The organism is Corynebacterium testudinoris, from assembly GCF_001021045.1.
Taxonomy (GTDB): domain Bacteria; phylum Actinomycetota; class Actinomycetes; order Mycobacteriales; family Mycobacteriaceae; genus Corynebacterium; species Corynebacterium testudinoris.
Map to the genome: position 1 here is coordinate 303,868 of NZ_CP011545.1, position 16,636 is coordinate 320,503.

Sequence of the window (16,636 nt, forward strand, 5' to 3'; positions counted from 1 at the left end):
CTAGTGTTCCTCACCTAGGAGTCGGGAGCAACCAGCTCCCAGGGGACTGTGAGCAGATTGTCACGGATATTCCGGCGAATGGGCTGCAGCGGCCAGCCCTCCTGGATGAGGAGATCGCGGGCCTGGCGCCACCGCACCCGCGGGCCATAGGGCTCCCAGCCGGCGCTGCGCACCCACGCGCTATCGGCGGCGGCGAGCAGGGCATGGATCTTCTCTCCGGGGACGTTGCGGTGGATAAGCGCCTTGGGCAGGCGTTCCGCCACATCCGAGGGCAGCTCCACGTCATCGGGATCCCAGGCCAGGGTGAGGCTCTGCGGGCCGCTCGCATCGAGGAGGATCCACGTTGCCCGTCGCCCCAGTTCGTCGCAGGTGCCTTCGAGGAAGAGTCCACCGGGGGCGAGGCGCTCTTGAACGCTGGCCCACGCCACCTCAACTTGGTCGACGTCGTATTGGCGTAGCACGTTGAACGCCCGAACGAGGTGGGGCTGGTATCCGGCGAGCTCGAAGCCGCCGAGCTCGAATCGGACCCCGTCGCGCGGGGGCAGGACCCGAGCCGGGTCGATCTCGAGGCCGACCACCTCCACGCCGGGGTTGACCGTGCGCAGTCGGCTTGCCCACTCGACGGTGGTGGCGTGGGAGGCCCCGTACCCGACATCCACCGCCAAAGGTCTATCTTCCCCCTGGAGCAAGGCTCGCACCTGTGGGTGGTGGATCAACCAGCGATCAGAGCGCCGCAGCCGGTTGAATCCGGTGGTGCCGCGGGTAATAACACCAAAAGGCCGACCAGACCCGGACTCCGCACGGAGGTTGTGGGCATGATCGGCCATGGCTGATGCAAGCGAGGCGCGTTAAGCGTTCTCGGCGATCCAGGTGTTGGTGAGCTCACCTTCGTTGGTGAAGAGCTCGCCCAGGGCTTCGCCCACCTTCGGCTCGATGGCGGGGCCCATGAACGGGATGTTGACGGAAACCTCGTTGGCGTAGGCGAGGGTGGTGGTCGAATCATCGCCGGTCAGGTTGATGTCGCCCTTGAAATCCACCGGGGTGCCCTTGACGTCAGCGACGTAGGTGATGTGCGCGGCACCATCGGTGAGTGGGCCGACGGTGACGACTCGCTTGACCTTGAGCGCCTGCGAAATCATGGCGCGGACGGCCTCGGGGAGGATATCCAGCGGCAGGACCTCAAACAGGGTTGCCACGGCGCCACCCTCGGTGGTGGTGAACTCGTTGACCTCGCCCGGCTCGGGGGAGAGGTTCTCGGCGATGTAAGCCCAGTAATCGGCGTTGGTCAGCGCGGCGTGGACCTTTTCGGCCGGCTGATTGATGGTTACGGTGTTCTCACTGCGGGATGCCATGGATAACAGACTACCGTTAAACACGTGACTGACCCATCAAGCACCCCGGACCTGTACGAGCATCTCCAGGCAATTGACAGCGTCGCCATCGACGAGGACGCGACCTTCGCCGACCTGACCTCCCTTCACTTGGGTGGCCGTCCGCGGTTGACGGTGCGATGTGGCACCGACTCCGCTGTCGCGGAGGTCGTCATGCTTCTCGACGCCCGCGGGATTGATTTCCTCATCGTCGGCGGAGGGTCCAACCTGGTCGTCGCCGATGGCGATCTGGATCTGGTGGCCGTGGTGGTGGAGAACCGGGAGATTTCCCTCACCACTGAGGGCGTGCTGCGCGCCGGGGCGGGGGCGGTGTGGGATGACGTCGTCGTGGCCTCCGTGGAGGCGGGCTTCGGTGGTATCGAATGCCTCTCGGGAATCCCCGGGTCTGCGGGTGCGACCCCGGTGCAAAACGTTGGCGCCTATGGGGCGGAGATTTCTGATGTCCTGGTGCAGGTCCTCCTCCTCGAACGCTCCACGGGGGAGATGGCGTGGGTGCCCGCCTCCTCGTTGGAGTTGGACTACCGCTATTCCAATCTCAAGTTCAGCAACCGGGCGATCGTCTTGGCCATTGAGCTGCAGCTGTCCACCGATGGGCTGTCGGGTCCGCTGCGTTATGGGGAGCTCGCGCGTCGCCTGGGTGTCACGGAGGCCGGCGAACGCCGCCCGGTCGCTGATGTCCGCGCGGCGGTGCTTCAGCTCCGGCGTGGGAAGGGCATGGTCATCGACCCGGCGGACCATGACACGTGGTCGGCGGGATCTTTCTTTACCAACCCCATCGTTCCCGTCGCCCTGGCCGATGAGGTGCAAGCACGAGTGCGTCAGCTGCGCGGGGATGAAGATGCCGAGCGTATGCCGCGCTTCCCGGCGGGGCCCAGAACGACCAAGGTGAAGCTGTCGGCGGCGTGGCTCATCGATCGCGCGGGCTTTGCCAAGGGCTTCCCCGGCGAGGGGGCGCCGGTGCGGCTGTCCACCAAGCACACCCTCGCGCTGACCAACCGTGGTTCGGCCACGACGGCGGACCTGGTGGCGCTGGCTCGCCAGGTCCGTGATGGCGTCCAGGAGACCTTTGGTGTTGCGTTGGTGCCCGAGCCGGTGTGGGTTGGGGTCTCCATCGACTCGCCATAGACTGGCCCGCATGGGGAATTCACTTGTTGTCATCGGCGCCGGGCACGTGGGCAGCTACGTTGTGGCCGACGCCGCCGCCTCTGGACTCTTCCGTGACATCGCCGTCATCGATCTCGATGAGGGCGTAGCGCACGGTGAGGCGTTGGACCAGCACCACGCGACGGCGCTGCCCAGTCGCACCAACACCCACATTCATGCCGGCAGCTATGCCGATTGTGCGGGCGCGGATGTCATCATCATTGCCGCCGGGCCCTCCATCATCCCGGATCCCGATAGCCCGGACGGCCCGCCCGATCGCACCTTGCTCACTGAGCACAATTCTCAGGTCATCCGCCAGGTCATGGGGGATATCGCGGCGGTAACCACGGAGCCGGTGGTCATCATCATCACCAATCCGGTGGATACCCTCGCCTACATCGCGGCGACGGAATTCGGCTTCCCGGATGGCCGGGTCTTTGGCACCGGCACGATGCTTGATTCGGCTCGCATGCGTCGGCTCATCGGCGACCGGCACGGCATCGATCCCAGCTCCGTCACCGGGGTCATGCTCGGTGAACACGGTCTCTCGGCGGTCCCGGCGCTCAGCCAGATCAATGTCTCGGGCATGCCCCTGGAGGAGCTTGGCCTGGGCGAACCCTATGAGCTGGAAGAGCTGGCCAGTGCTGTCGTCTCCGCCGCCTATGAGGTCTTCAACGCCAAGGGCTGGACGAATGCGGGTGTTGCCCAGTCGGCGGTCCTCCTGGCCCGCACGGTGCTTCTCGACGAACGCAGTGTCTACCCCGTCAGCCTGCCCCTCACGGGCCAGTACGGGCTTACCGATGTCGCCCTGTCCCTGCCGTGTGTCATCGGTGCCGGTGGCGTGCACACACGTCTGGCCCCGCGGATCACCGCTGAGGAACAGACGCGACTGGCGGCGTCTGCCTCGGTGATCCGCGAGGCCATGGCGAGGGCGGGCTGCTAAGCCTTCGGGTACACCCCGTCCTCACCCAGACGAGCATCCTCATTGAGGAGCAGGGCGATCTCGGCCTCGTGGTCGCCCACGGCCGGGAGACGTCGTCCCTCGACCTGAGTAAACAGCTCCGCGCGGCCGATCATGCCAGCCTCGAAGTGCTGCGCGCCGGAGCGCAGGCGGTTGGTGGCCCGCTCCCGCCACGCAGTGACATCGCCCCCGGAGCGGGCCAGGGCGGCCTCGAAGACGGCCGGGTGAGCGAGCACCACGACGGCACCGACATGGCCGAAGCCGAGTGAGGTGAGCACGCCAGCCTTGACGGCACCCTCACCCAGGGCCAGTGGCGAGCGCAACCACACCAGCGGGCGGGCCTTCGGGGCGATGAGCGGATCGACGCAGTCCAACGCTGCATTGGCCGGTAGGGTACCGGTGCGCAGGATGTCCACCAGGCCACCCATTTGGAACAGTGCCGCTCCGGCCTTCGCGTGACCGGTGAGGGATTTCTGCGAGACGACGAACAGCGGGTTGCCGTCCGTGCGGCCCACGGCCTCCCACAGGCGGGAATGCAGCTCCGATTCGTTCGGATCGTTGGCGTTGGTGGAGGTGTCGTGCTTGGACACCACGCGCACGTCGTCGGGGGTGAGACCCAAGGAGCGAAGCGAGCGAGCCAGGCGGGAGTTCTCCCGGCCACGCGCGGCGCCCAAGGCTCCCAGGCCCGGCGCCGGGATCGACGTGTGGGCGCCATCGCCATAGGAGGCGGCGTGCGCCACCACGGCGAGGACCGGCAGGCCCAGTTCCGCGGCGACGGAGGCGCGGGCCAGCAGCACGGTGCCACCGCCCTCGGCCTCGAGGAAGCCGCCGCGTCGGCGGTCGTTGGCGCGGGAGATGAAGCGGTCGCTGATCCCCTTCGCCGTCATGGCGGCGGTCTCGGCGGTGGCGTTCATGTCGCCGAAGCCGGTGAGCGATTCGACCTGGACATCGTCAATACCGCCGGCGACCACGAAGTCGGCCTTGCCAAGCGCGATCTTGTCCACGCCTTCCTCAATGGAAACGGCTGCGGTGGCGCAGGCGGCGACCGGGTGGATCATCGAGCCGTAGCCACCCACCAGCGACTGCATGACGTGCGCGGCCACGACGTTGGGCAGTGCCTCCTGCAGGATGTCGGAGGGGCGCTCTTGCCCGAGGAACCGGGACACGAACACCTTGTGGAGGGATTCCATGCCGCCGATGCCGGTGCCCTGGGTCGAAGCAACATCACCGGGGTGGACGGCGCGCAGCAGCTCGGCGGGGGTGAACCCGGCGGAGATGAACGCGTCGACAGCGGTGACGAGGTTCCACACTGCGATGCGGTCGAGGCCCTCGATCATGGAGGCGGGGATGCCCCAGCGTGCCGGGTCGAAGCCTTCTGGCATCTGGCCAGCGACGGAGCGGGTGAGGGTGGCCTTGCGGGGGACACGTGCGGTGGCACCCTTGACGCGGGTGATGGTCCACTCGCCGTCGATAAGCGCGACGCGCGTCTTGTCGGGATCGGCGCTTTCGATGTCGCGGGCTTCGGCCTCGGAGGGGACGGTGAAGGTGATGTCCTTGTCCAGGAAGACCTCGGTGACGTCGATGGAACCGCCGTCGGTGAGGAAGTACTTGTCGCTCAAGCGGCGGATGCCGGAGCGGGCGATAACCTCGTCGCGGAAGCGTTCGTAGACCTCGTCCTCGGGGACCTCGGCGCCGGAGGCGTCGTACCAGCCCGGGCGGGGATCCTCGGCCCAGGAAATGAGGCCGGTCATCCAGGCCAACTCCAGGACTCCGGCGGCGGTGAGATCGACGCTGCCGTCACGCTGGATGCCGTATTCGGCCTGGGCGCGGGTGCGGCCCGAGCCCCAGGAGGAAACCTCGCCGAGGCCGACCATGACGATCATGTCTTCGAGATCGCGGGTCACCTCGCCAACAGTGACATCGCCGGGTTGGGTGGGATGCGCGGCGTTGGGCAGGGCGTTGATGGTGGTGTCTTCAGCGGCATCGGTGCCTAGAACTGCGGCTTCGGCATCGGCACGGGCGGCGTCCGCCAGCGCGGACATGGAGACGGCGGAGGAACCGAGCCCGCCGGTGAGGTCCGCCTCGACGGGGGCCTGCGCGGCCTGCGCTTTCACCTCGGGGGAAGCGAGGTGAAGCAGCTCGGAGGAGATCTCCTCCGGGGACCACACGTGGATACCGGCCTTCTCGGCGGCGGGGACGAGGACGTCATTGCCACCCATGAGCGAGGTGCCAGAGACCCAGCCAATCTTCGCCTGGGCGAGGGTGACACCCTCCGGCCAGCCAGCCTCGGCGGACCACTTGGCCAGGATGGCGTCGAGGGCAGCCTTGACCTCGCCGTAGGCTCCGTCGCCGCCGAACATGCCGCGGTTGGGGGAACCGGGGAGGACGACGTGGCAGCGGGTATCCGGGAACGCCGGATCGTTCTGCGCCAGCTGGGAGAGCCCGGCGATGGTGCGCTCCAGGCTCCACAGCAGCAGGCGGGTTTGGTTCTCGGCGGCCGCGCCCGCGTCGGCCAAGGAACCGGAAACGCTCGGGGCGGCGAAGGGGAACGCCAGGGTCGGCGTGAGCGCCGGCTTGAGGATCTTCACTTCGTTGCCCACTGATTCGCGCTGCTCGCTGCCGATCCACTCGATGAGCGCATCAACGTCGCGGTAGCTGGACAGGTTGGCGGGCACCAACCACAGTGCCGCATCCACGGAGGCGTGGCCTGCGAAGAGCTGGCGGGCGAATTCCTTGCGCGCTTGGCTGACGTTCGAGGCCGTCATGATGACGGTCGCACCACCGGCCAGCAGGCCCTCGACGAGGGCGGCGGCGATGGACCCCGGCGCCGCGCCGGTGACCAGGGCAACTTCGCCGAGGTAGCGCTGTTGCGGCTTATCGACGGCCGCGGTAGCAATCTCTTGCAGCAGCGCCGGGTCGGTGCCGCCGTTGGCGGCCCACCAGGTGGCCTGCTCCGCGATGACCTCACCGGTGCCCGCGAAGTCGGCGGGGGTGAGGGTTACTTCGCCCAGGGCGACCCGGGCGAGGTCCTCGCGGGCGGATGCCCAGCGGTCGTCGAAAAGCACGGCGCGGGTGGCGTCGAAGGTGGGGGTGACGGTCTTGAGCCAGCCGGCGCCGAGTTCGGCTTCGACGGTGTCGAGGAGGGTGGTGTCAGAGACGGCCACCTCGGCGACCTCATCGACGATGCCCAGCTGGGTGAGCGTCGTGCGGGCCAATGCGACGAGGATGCCGTCGGGGCCGGTCACCGAGTCGGCGTAAGCGTTGAGCGCCGCGGAGTCGACGACGGAGCCAGCGCCTCCACCGGAGCCACCGGAGGTCAGGGACACGGAGACGCCGTGGGCGGCGGCGACGGCCGCAACGGCGGCGTCGATAAGCGCATCAACCTCGGCCTTCGACGACGCGGAGGTGGGGATGGTGGAGAGGGAGCCGCCGCGAACGGAGTCGCCCTCGCGGGAGCCGAGGAGGATTTCCGCCTCGACGTGGCCGACCCACCCGGCGGGCAGACCCCAGGTGCCGGTGACGCGCTCGGCGACGTGGGCAGGCTTGTAGCCGGAAGCACCGGTGAGCTGGCGCAGGCGGGCCGTGACGGCCTCGCCCAGGACCGAACCGAAGGGGGCGTAGCCGGGGGCCGCGGTGCGCACCCGATCGCGCAGGGTGGTCACATCGGCGTCGGCCGCACCATCAATGGCGGGCACGCCCAGCTCGGCGGACATGTCCATGAGCAGCTGGTTGCGGCGCGAGGACACGCCGTTGGTCAGCTCCTCGACGGTGTCGGTGCCGTTGATCTGATCCGGGCGGATCTTGTTCTGGAAGGCGAAGAGGACCATGATGGCCTCGCCCGCGCTGAATGGCAGGTTGGGGGCGTCCTGGCCGCTGCCGCCGCTGGCCACAGGGGCCGGGGCTGGTGCCCGCTCAGGTGCGCTCTCCACTGGGGCAGATGCCGCAGCCTCCACAGTTTCCTCGGCGACTTCTTCCACCGCCGGGGGCTGCTGCACGTCATTGAGCATGACGGCATCTTGGTCGCGTTCCACGTTGAACACCGGGCGATGAGTGCCCAGGATGTCCATCGTGCGGGAGGCCAGGTTGCTCAACGTGGGGGAGGCGGCGAGGCCGACCTCGATGATCTGCTCGACCTCGCTGATGAGCAGGGCCTGGGTCTCGATCCAGCGCACCGGGGAGGCGAACTGCCAGCTGAGCAGCTCGATGAGCAGGTCGCGGGCGAGCTGCTGCTCATCCGCAGTGGCCACGTCGATGCCCTGCAGGCGCTCGGAGGGGACGACTTCGAGAATGGAGTCGACGAAGGATTGCGTCAGCTCGAAGGGCCGGGCGACGAGGTTGGGCACGTAGCGGCCGATGAGCGCGTCCAGATCGACGGTGGTGGGCAGCAACTCGTCGAGCTTGGCGGCAAACGCCGGGACGCCCGGGCGCAGGACCCGCGAGTGGAAGGGAACATCGATGCCCGGCACCGTGACATAGGCGCGGGGAGTGATCGAGTTGGCGTGCTCGGACAGCGCCGCCAGGCCCTTGATGGTGCCGGCGATGGAGTATTGCTGGCCAGCGATGTTGTAGTTGACGATCTCGAGGTATTCGCCGGTCTCCGGGGCGACCCCGGCGAGGTAATCCTCCACGTCCTCGGCGGCGACGCCGATCATGTTGGGACGCAGCGCGCCCATGCCGTAGTTGGACCGACCCGCCTCGTCGCGGGGGACGAGGCCGTGCATGGCGGAGCCACGCGAGTAGACGATATCGATGACGTCTTCCAGGGCGAAGATGTTGGCCAGGGAAGCCAGGGCGGTGTACTCGCCGAGCGAGTGGCCGGCGTACATCGAATCGGAGCCGATGGCGTTGTTCTCCCGCAGGCGCTCGGTCTGCGCGTAAGCGACGACGGCGAGGGCGACCTGAGTGAATTGCGTGAGGTTGAGCACGCCCTTCGGGTGGCGGAAGGTCGTCCCACGCACGTTCAGTGCCGTGGGATTGTCATCGACGATGTGGCGGATGGAGAAGCCCAGGGTGGCGCGGGTGTGCTGATCGGCGCGACGCCAGACCTCGCGGGCGGCGGGGGAGGAGTCACGGTCACCACGACCCATGCCGGCGGCTTGGATGCCCTGGCCGGGATAGACGTAGGCGGTGCGGGGCTGGGCCAGGAGGGCCTGGCCGCGGGAGACCACCTCGCCGTCGATCCGGCAGGTGACCTCGAGGGCGCGGTGGATGCCCTTGCGGCCGACGCGCTCGACGGTGATTTCCACGGCGTCGTTGAGTTGGACCATGCCGAACATGGAGTAGGTCCAGCCGACGACGCGGCCGTGGCGGCCCGCGAGGTGCTGGGCGGTGGCCGAGAGCCACATGCCGTGAACCAGTGGGGCCTCCAGGCCGACGAGCCCGGCGGCGTTGGTAGAGGTGTGGATCGGGTTGTAGTCGCCCGAGACCAGCGCGAAGGGGGTCATGTCCGATGGGGCGTGGACGATGGCGCGGTCGACGAAGGAGCGGGCGGTGGCCTCGACCTTAGTGGCGGATTTCCCGCCACCCCACTCGGGCGCCGGCACGGGCATAACGGTGCCGTTGGCGCGGCCGCGGATGGCGAATCGCTGCATCTGGGTGGCCACGATCTCGCCCTCGGAGTAGAGGGTGAGTTCCACGGTGACGATGCGCCCGGAGACCGATTCCGCGATGGAGGCGCAGCGGGATTCGACGTCGATGCGGCGGCCGTTGGCTAGCTCCTCCAGCGGGACGCGCAGGTCAATGACGTGATCGAGGTGGACGGCGTTGAGCAGGCCTTCGATGACGGGGTAGCCATCGGACAGGCGGCCGGTTCCCAGGGCGGCGTAGATGGCCGGCCAGCAGGGGCCGACGAGCGCGTCCGGGGTGCCCGCCGCGACGGAGCCCAGCGCGGCGCCACTGACCGCGGAGTGCGCGGGCAGCAGGCTGGCGGGCAGGGTGAAGGAGTAATGAATGGTGCCATCGGCATCGGCGACGGGGAGTTCGGTGATCTCATCGCCGGTCTCCGAGGTGGAGCCGATGCCGGCCACGCCGGCGAGCAGGTCAAACACAGCCTTGGGGAGGCGTTCATCGGAGACGATGGGGCTCGCGCCGGTGGAAGTGGACGAAGGCAGGTCGATGGGGATGTCGACGTGCTCGACGTAGAAGGGGCGCTGCTCGGCGGGCAACTCATCCCAATAAGAATCGGAATGGACACGGATGACCCAGCCCTCATCGGTGTCGACGAGCTCGGTGGCGGCGTCGGGCAGCACGTGGGCGGGGTTGTCGATGAGGTGGCCGTGCCACTGGATGGTGGGGGCGGCGCGGAGGAACTCCGCGGCGTCCGCTGCTTCCGCCAAGCGGGAGAAGCGGGCGGTGGGGGTGACGGCGGCGTCGATTAGCGACGTGGTGCAGTCCGCCTCGAAGCGGGCCAACAGCTCAGCGACGGGCTCGTCGACGCGGTTGATACCGGCGACGGAGACGGGGCCGGGGATGACGCGGACGGCCTGCGCCGGGTAGCGCTCATCCTGGGCCTGCCACAGGGAATCGAGGCCGAACCAGGTTTTCAGATCGCCATCAATGGCGGTGACCCACGGCATGGGCTTGTGGTGCTTGCGGTTGAGGCCGACGAACCAGGCGGCGTCACGCGGGGTGACAACCAGGTCCACTGCCTGCGGGTATGCGTCCACCAGCTGGTCCACGCACGCCTGGGCGTCCTCGCAATCGTCAACGCTGTCGAACAACGTGGGGATCTGGCCGTGATCGACTGGGTGCAGGCGGGCCTCGACGCGGTGCAGCAGATCGAGGAAACGATCCGGCCACGTCGGGTCCTTCCACGGGAAGGCCAGGTCGACGAAGCGCTGGAGCCACTGGGCGTACGTCATCGTATCCACGTCGCCGAAGTACGGCTTAGAGGTCTTGTTCAACGCCGCGATGAGCTCGTCGCGGTGCTCGGCGTACTCCTCGATGTCGAGGGAGGTGATGAGGCGCGAGGCAGCGGCGAAATCATTATCCACCTCGTGCATGTCGGCGAGCAGATGCGACTGCCCGGAGGTGACGCCACCGGCGCATTGGAGGCGGCCGACCCACCCCTTGTTTTCCTCCGGGCTGATGCCGGGAGTGTTGACCAGGAGCTGTTTGACCTGCGGGGTTGTCGTCGCTTCCTTGGTGGCCATGGCAACCGTGCCGAGGATGACCGCGTCCACCGGCATGGACGGCAAGCCGTAGCGGTGCGCCCAGGAACCGGTGAGGTATTCGGTGGCGCGCTCGGGGGAGTGGATACCGCCGCCGACGGCGAGGTAGGCGTTGGGGCGCTGGCGGACCTCCGCGTAGGTGTCCACGAGCATGTCGCCGAGGTCGACCCAGGAGTGGTGGCCGCCGGAGTGGCCGTCTTCGACCTGGATGATGATGTCGGTGTCGGGGTTCGCATCGGCGATGGCCAGGGCATCGCGAATCTGCTTCGACGTGCCCGGCTTGAAGGAGACGTAGGGGAAGCCATCGTCGTGGAGCTGTGCGATGAGTTCGGTGGCCTCCTCCACCTCCGGGATACCGGCGGAGACGGTGACGCCGTTGATGGCCGCACCGGCGGCGCGGGCCTTGGACACGATGCGGGTGACGCCGAATTGCAGGTTCCACATGTAGCGGTCGAAGAACATGGAGTTGAACTGCGCGGAACGGCCCGGCTCGAGCTGCTCAACCAGCCCATCCTTGTTGCGGGTGAACACCTCCTCCGAGTACTGGCCGCCGCCGCCCATTTCGGCCCAGAAGCCGGCGTTGGCGGCCGCGGCGACGATGCTTGGGTCGACGGTGGTGGGGGTCATGCCGCCGAGCATGATCGGGGACAAGCCGGTGAGGGTGGAAAAGCGCGTCTGCGTGACGGTCTCGCCGGTGGGCAAGGTGATGAGGCGGGGAGCGAAGTCGGCGTAGTTGGCCGCAGTGGGCAGCGTCGCACCGGGGGTGCCCAGGAGGTCGCGCTCGGCCGGGGACGTGGCGGGCACGATGGCGATGCCGGAGCCGGCTAGCAGCTTGGCGGTGATGGTGGACAGGGATCGGTCGAGGCTCAAGACCTCAGTGACACCCTTGGCGCGGAGGGCTGTGATCTCGGCCGGCCAGTCGTGGGGCTCGACGAGGATGGCGTCGGCGAGCTCCTGCGGCGTGACGTCGCCCAGGTCGAGTCCGCATTCCTTGGCCCAGGCGGCGGCGCGGTCAGCGGCGGCCTGCATCGAGGAGTGGTGGAAGAACCCGGCCACGGGCAGCTCATCGAAGCGGGCGGTGATCTCGTCGCCGCCGCGCTCCCGGGCTTGAAGGCTGGCATTGGCCTCATCGACGGCGGCGCTAATGTCGCGCCGGGCCGCAGCCAGCTGCTCGGGCGTCCCGGTGAGGACGAAGTGGCGTGGGCCATTGGTCACGGCCAGCTCGGCGCCGGCTGCATGCTTATCGACGATCGCGCGGTCTACCCCCCGCACACTCAGCATGCGCGGGCGATGGTCACTGGAGCCCACCTCCTGGCTGGCGGCCGTGCCCAGCAACAGGGCGAAGGCCAGCGCGTGCTCGGGGTGGCGGGCGGCGGCAACACCGAGGCTGCCCTGCGAATGGCCCACGAGCTCCACCTGATCGAGGTCGAGCCCCAGTTCTTTGAGCTGGTCCAGGGCGATGATCTGGCCCAGCACGATGCCCGGGATGGATACCGCGGGGTAGGCGTCGAGTTCACTCGGCTCGGGCGGGGTGTCCGAGGTTGCCAGGTGCTGTGCCAGTTCTTCGAGCCGGGCGAAGGCGCCGGGCACGGTGGAGGCGATCTGCCGGGCAACGGGTCCGGTCAGGGCGCGGGCACTGAGCAGGAGGCTGGTGAGGCGCCCTTCGTAGTGCGCGTGGCTGAGGGCGAGTTGCCAGTTGGAACCCTGGCCCGCGAACAAGACCGCGGGGTGGCGCAGGGACAGCAGGGGTGTCAAAGACATGTAGGTGGACCTCTCGTGGGGATTAGTTACCTATCCGTAACTTACGAGTTAGTAACCTACGCCCGCGTTGGTTCCTGGTCTACATCCGGGGCGGAAGGGTAGTTAGATTTGGAGGCCTAACCTGCGGGATCTACGGAGTGTGATTCCTGCCACTGGACCGTGGGGGTGAGGTCGTTCCTTCTGCTTGCCTTCGAGTGCGCTCACACCCCTACCGTGGGGGCCATGAGTAGCAAGCAGGCCCTGGACAATGCCCTCCGGCTGGCCATCGACCCGCCGGGAGGCGTCAACGTCGAGGCACTTAAGGAGCTAACGCGCCCCGATGGGTCGGCGGACTGGAGCATTGCGGAGACCGCCGATCATCTCGGCGTCAGCGCCCACACGCTGCGCTACTACGAACGAGTGGGCCTCGTTGCCATCCCGCGGGATCGCGCCGGGCACCGCCGCTTCGACGCCACCACCGTCCGGCGCCTTGTGTTTCTCACCCGGATGCGCACCTCGGGCATGAGCATCCGGGATCTCACGCGCTACGTCGAGCTGGTCGATGCCGGCGCGGACACCATCCCCGACCGCGTCGAGCTGTTGCACCACCACCGAGACACCCTTCGTTCACACATTGCCCAGCTCCAGCTCGCCCTGGCCGCCACGGAATACAAACTCGCCACCTATGAGGAAGGCCCCCAACCATGAGCACATCGCAGCACGACATCGACTCCGCCGACAACCTGGTCCGCCGCCGGAAGGGCCTCGACGTGCTCTCCCGCATCGACGGCCACCAGGGCGACGCCGTCATCGATTCACTAGCCGACATTAGTCCTGCCCTCGGCCACCACATCGCAGCATTCGCCTTCGGGGACATCTACGACCGCCCGGGCCTCGATCCCCGCAGCCGCCAACTCGTCACCCTGGGTGCGTTAAGTGCCCTCGGTGGATGCGAACCCCAGCTGCGAGTCCACATTGGGGCTGCCCTCAATGTCGGTATCAGCCGCGAAGAGATCATCGAGGCGCTCCTTCACTCAGCGGTCTACGCCGGCTTTCCCCGCGCCCTCAACGCCACCTTCGTCGCCCGGGAGGTCTTCGCGCAACGCGACAACCCCACTGCCGAATAGTGCAGGCAGTGGGGTTGGGGTGGGTAGCGCGAGTTAGCGGTCGAGCAGCTTCAGCAAATCCTGCTGCACCTCGCGGCGGCGAATCTTGCCCAGCTGATCGCGGGCGAGATCTTCGAAGTGATAGAAGGTGCGCGGAACCTTGTAGCGGGTGAGACGCTCGCGGGCGAAGTCCTTGAGGCCCTCCGGGTCCAAGGCGGCACCCTCGCTGAGGGTGACACACGCAACGACATCCTCGGAGCCATCGGGGCGGGGGCGCCCAACGACAGCCAGGTCGACGATGTCGGGGTGCTCGCGCATAGCCTCTTCGACCTCGATGGGATAGACGTTGAAGCCGCCGGTGATGATGACTTCCTTGATGCGGGCCACGAGGCGGATGAAGCCGTCTTCCTCCATCACTCCCACATCACCGGTGCGGTACCACCCGTCGTGGAAGCTGGCTTCCGTGGCTTCGGGCTGGTTGAGGTAGCCGGAGAACACCTGCGGGCCCTTGACCAGGATTTCGCCCTCGGTGCCATCAGGCTGAGTCTCATCGAGATTGTCGGGGTTGGCCACCCGGATCTCCGTGTCCGGGAAGGGGATACCCACGTAGCCCGGACGGCGGTTCTTATTCATCGGGTTACCGACGATGATCGGGGAGGTCTCCGTGAGGCCGTAGCCCTCAACGAGCAGGCCGCCGGTGAGGCGCTCCCACTTCTCCACCGTGGATACCGGCAGGGTCGCGGCACCACAGAAGGAGTTGCGGACGCCGGTGATGCTGATGTCCTCGGCTTCGGCGGCCTCGACGATTTTCTCGTAGAGCGTCGGCACACCCGGCACCCAGGTCGGGGTGTGCTTTTTCATCACGTCCATGATCAGCGGGATCTTCGGGGCCGGCAGCAGCACCATTTCGCCGCCGACGTAGAACGCGAGGGTGCCCACCATGGTGAGGCCGTAGGCGTGGAACATCGGCAGGGCTGCGAGCATGCGCTCATCCTGCTCGCCGAGGCCCGGCACCCAGTTCTTGCCCTGGAGACAGTTGGCAAAGAGGTTGCCGTGGGACAGCTGAGCGCCCTTCGGGGTGCCCGTGGTTCCAGAGGTGTAGAGAATGAGGGCGGTCGTATCCTTGGTCACGCTCGGATCGGAGACAATGTCCTCCCCGTCGCCGCCAATGGCCGAACCGATGAGGGCTTCCCACGGCACCGTGTTCGGTGCGGGCGCGGTCAGCGCGTCCCGCGACTCGCGGATCCTCTTCAGCGGAAGGCTGAGCGCCAACTGCTTGAACTTGGGCATCGCCTCCACCATGTTGACGGAGATGATGGTTTCCAAAGCGGTGGTGCCACGCAGCTTCTCCAGCGTCGGAGCGGCCTTGTCCCAAGCGATAGCAACGCGAGCGCCGTGGTCAGCGAACGGCGCCTGCAACTCGTGAGAGGTGTAGAGCGGATTGTGCTCCACGACGGTCGCGCCCAGCTTGAGCACCGCATAGAAAGCGGCGATGTGCTGCGGGCAGTTCGGCAGGATGATGGCCACCCGGTCGCCGGGGCGAACACCGAAGGCGCGCAGGCCAGCGGCAGCGCGGCGGACCTGGCGGTCAAGCTCCCCGTATGTCTGGCTGCGGCCGAAGAACCAGGTGGCTGACTTGTCTGCGTTGAGCGCGAGATTGTTGTCGTAGACATCCAGCAGGGTGGTGTCGTCGTACTCCAGCGAGTGGGGTGTCCACTCGTCGTAGTACTTAAGCCAAGCCTTGTCCTCGTATGCCGACATAGAAAAGTTCCCTTCAATTGGTTATGAGGTGAAAACCAGTATAACGAGTACCCTGCCCACCCGGTTCGGCCTCTACTATGAAAACCATGCGAGTTGCCATGATCTCCATGCACACCTCCCCGCTGCAGCAGCCCGGAGTGGGCGACGCCGGGGGCATGAACGTCTACGTCCTCAACACGGCCCTCCAGCTTTCGCGCCAGGGCGTTGAGGTGGACATCTTCACCCGAGCGACCCGCCCGAGCCAGGGGGAAATCGTCGAGGTCGCGCCGGGCCTTCGCGTCATCAACGTCGTCGCGGGCCCTTATGACGGCCTAGCAAAAGAGGCCCTGCCCACCCAGCTGGCGGCGTTCGCGGGCGGCATCGTCCAATTCAAGAAGTGTCACCCCGTCGACTACGACCTCATCCATTCCCACTACTGGTTATCGGGCCAGGTCGGCTGGCTTCTTGCCGATCTGTGGGAGGTTCCGTTCGTGCACACCTCACACACCCTGGCCGCCGTGAAAAATGCCCACCGGAGCGAGGATGATTCCCCGGAGTCGGAGGCCCGCCGCATCTGTGAGCAGCAGCTGGTGGATAACGCTGACTTCCTGGTGGTGAATACCCACGAGGAGACCAATGACCTCGTCGGCCACTATGACGCCAACCGCGAGCGAGTCGTTGTTGTCCCGCCCGGGACTGACACGGATCTTTTCACCCCGGGAACCGAACGCAACACTGAGCTGTCCCGCCGCCAACTGGGCATCCCCCTCCACGCACAGGTCATCGCCTTCGTTGGGCGTTTGCAGCAGTTCAAAGGCCCCCAGGTGCTCATCCGGGCGGCCGCGGAGTTGATGAACCGCAACCCCGAACGCAACCTGCGCGTCATCATCTGTGGTGGTGCCTCGGGGGCGTCGGCAAGCACCGAGATCTACGCTGACCTGGCGCGCGACCTCGGGGTCGCTCGCCGCATCCGCTTCCTCGAACCGCGCCCGCCCTCAGAGCTGGTGACCATCTACCAAGCGGCGGACATCGTCGCGGTCCCCAGCTACAACGAGTCCTTCGGCCTCGTCGCCATGGAGGCACAGGCCTGCGGCACCCCGGTGGTCGCCGCCCGCGTCGGCGGCCTGCCCATCGCCGTCGCGGAGGGCGAGACCGGAGTGCTTGTCGACGGCCACGGGACAGAAGAGTGGGCCGATGCCCTCGCGGCGCTCCTCGACGATGATGACACCCGGATGCGGATGGCCGAGGAAGCCGTCGCCCACGCCGCGAATTTTTCGTGGGCATCCACGGCGTCTCAGTTGGCGGCCGTCTATGCAGAAGCCGTCACCGTGGAGATCTCCGACTGCCAGCCACGACACGCCTCAGCTCAGTAGCGCAGTCGGGGAG

The 16,636-nt window shown here is 67.3% G+C and carries 9 protein-coding genes; 5 read left to right on the top strand and 4 right to left on the bottom strand.

The annotated features are described in order from the left end of the window. Positions 1-14 precede the first annotated feature (14 nt). Positions 15-827 carry a methyltransferase domain-containing protein gene (locus CTEST_RS01490; RefSeq protein ID WP_047252229.1) on the bottom strand — a complete coding sequence of 271 codons (813 nt, stop codon included), beginning with the start codon at positions 825-827 and terminating at the stop codon, positions 15-17. A 21-nt stretch (positions 828-848) separates the two neighbouring features. Next, on the bottom strand, positions 849-1,352 hold the full coding sequence (locus tag CTEST_RS01495) for a DUF2505 domain-containing protein (protein ID WP_047252230.1): 504 nt from the start codon (positions 1,350-1,352) through the stop codon (positions 849-851). A gap of 24 nt (positions 1,353-1,376) precedes the next feature. Here CTEST_RS01495 and CTEST_RS01500 point away from each other — a divergent pair, with 24 nt between their 5' ends. Continuing rightward, positions 1,377-2,516, top strand: coding sequence for a UDP-N-acetylmuramate dehydrogenase (locus CTEST_RS01500; protein ID WP_083985387.1), 1,140 nt, complete (start codon positions 1,377-1,379; stop codon positions 2,514-2,516). A 10-nt stretch (positions 2,517-2,526) separates the two neighbouring features. Continuing rightward, entirely contained in the window at positions 2,527-3,477 is a 951-nt protein-coding gene (locus tag CTEST_RS01505; protein ID WP_047252231.1) for a lactate/malate family dehydrogenase, read from the top strand. On the opposite strand, the gene CTEST_RS01510 is transcribed toward CTEST_RS01505, so the two are convergent. Further along, the gene (locus CTEST_RS01510; protein ID WP_047252232.1) at positions 3,474-12,425 is read right to left on the bottom strand and encodes a type I polyketide synthase; all 8,952 of its coding nucleotides are present in this window, start codon (positions 12,423-12,425) and stop codon (positions 3,474-3,476) included. The two genes, CTEST_RS01505 and CTEST_RS01510, sit on opposite strands and share 4 nt — an antisense overlap. A gap of 222 nt (positions 12,426-12,647) precedes the next feature. Between CTEST_RS01510 and CTEST_RS01515 the strand changes: the two genes are divergently transcribed. Further along, positions 12,648-13,112, top strand: a complete 465-nt coding sequence (locus tag CTEST_RS01515) for a MerR family transcriptional regulator (RefSeq protein ID WP_047252233.1) — start codon at positions 12,648-12,650, stop codon at positions 13,110-13,112. Next, positions 13,109-13,531 carry a carboxymuconolactone decarboxylase family protein gene (locus CTEST_RS01520; RefSeq protein WP_047252234.1) on the top strand — a complete coding sequence of 141 codons (423 nt, stop codon included), beginning with the start codon at positions 13,109-13,111 and terminating at the stop codon, positions 13,529-13,531. Before CTEST_RS01515 ends, CTEST_RS01520 begins: the two co-directional genes overlap by 4 nt. Before the next feature lie 33 nt (positions 13,532-13,564). On the opposite strand, the gene CTEST_RS01525 is transcribed toward CTEST_RS01520, so the two are convergent. Then, a complete protein-coding gene (locus CTEST_RS01525; RefSeq protein WP_047252235.1) occupies positions 13,565-15,271 on the bottom strand; it encodes a long-chain-fatty-acid--CoA ligase in 1,707 nt (568 codons plus the stop codon). Positions 15,272-15,357: 86 nt separating this feature from the next. On the opposite strand from CTEST_RS01525, the gene mshA reads away from it, so the two are divergent. Continuing rightward, positions 15,358-16,623, top strand: a complete 1,266-nt coding sequence (gene mshA, locus CTEST_RS01530; protein ID WP_047252236.1) for a D-inositol-3-phosphate glycosyltransferase — start codon at positions 15,358-15,360, stop codon at positions 16,621-16,623. Positions 16,624-16,636 lie beyond the last annotated feature (13 nt).

Bases quoted from the DNA above. Each gene is read 5' to 3' on its own strand.
- CTEST_RS01490 (WP_047252229.1), bottom strand. From the start codon at position 827: ATGGCCGATCATGCCCACAACCTCCGTGCGGAGTCCGGGTCTGGTCGG.
- CTEST_RS01495 (WP_047252230.1), bottom strand. From the start codon at position 1,352: ATGGCATCCCGCAGTGAGAACACCGTAACCATCAATCAGCCGGCCGAA.
- CTEST_RS01505 (WP_047252231.1), top strand. From the start codon at position 2,527: ATGGGGAATTCACTTGTTGTCATCGGCGCCGGGCACGTGGGCAGCTAC.
- CTEST_RS01510 (WP_047252232.1), bottom strand. From the start codon at position 12,425: ATGTCTTTGACACCCCTGCTGTCCCTGCGCCACCCCGCGGTCTTGTTC.
- CTEST_RS01515 (WP_047252233.1), top strand. From the start codon at position 12,648: ATGAGTAGCAAGCAGGCCCTGGACAATGCCCTCCGGCTGGCCATCGAC.
- CTEST_RS01520 (WP_047252234.1), top strand. From the start codon at position 13,109: ATGAGCACATCGCAGCACGACATCGACTCCGCCGACAACCTGGTCCGC.
- CTEST_RS01525 (WP_047252235.1), bottom strand. From the start codon at position 15,271: ATGTCGGCATACGAGGACAAGGCTTGGCTTAAGTACTACGACGAGTGG.
- mshA (WP_047252236.1), top strand. From the start codon at position 15,358: ATGCGAGTTGCCATGATCTCCATGCACACCTCCCCGCTGCAGCAGCCC.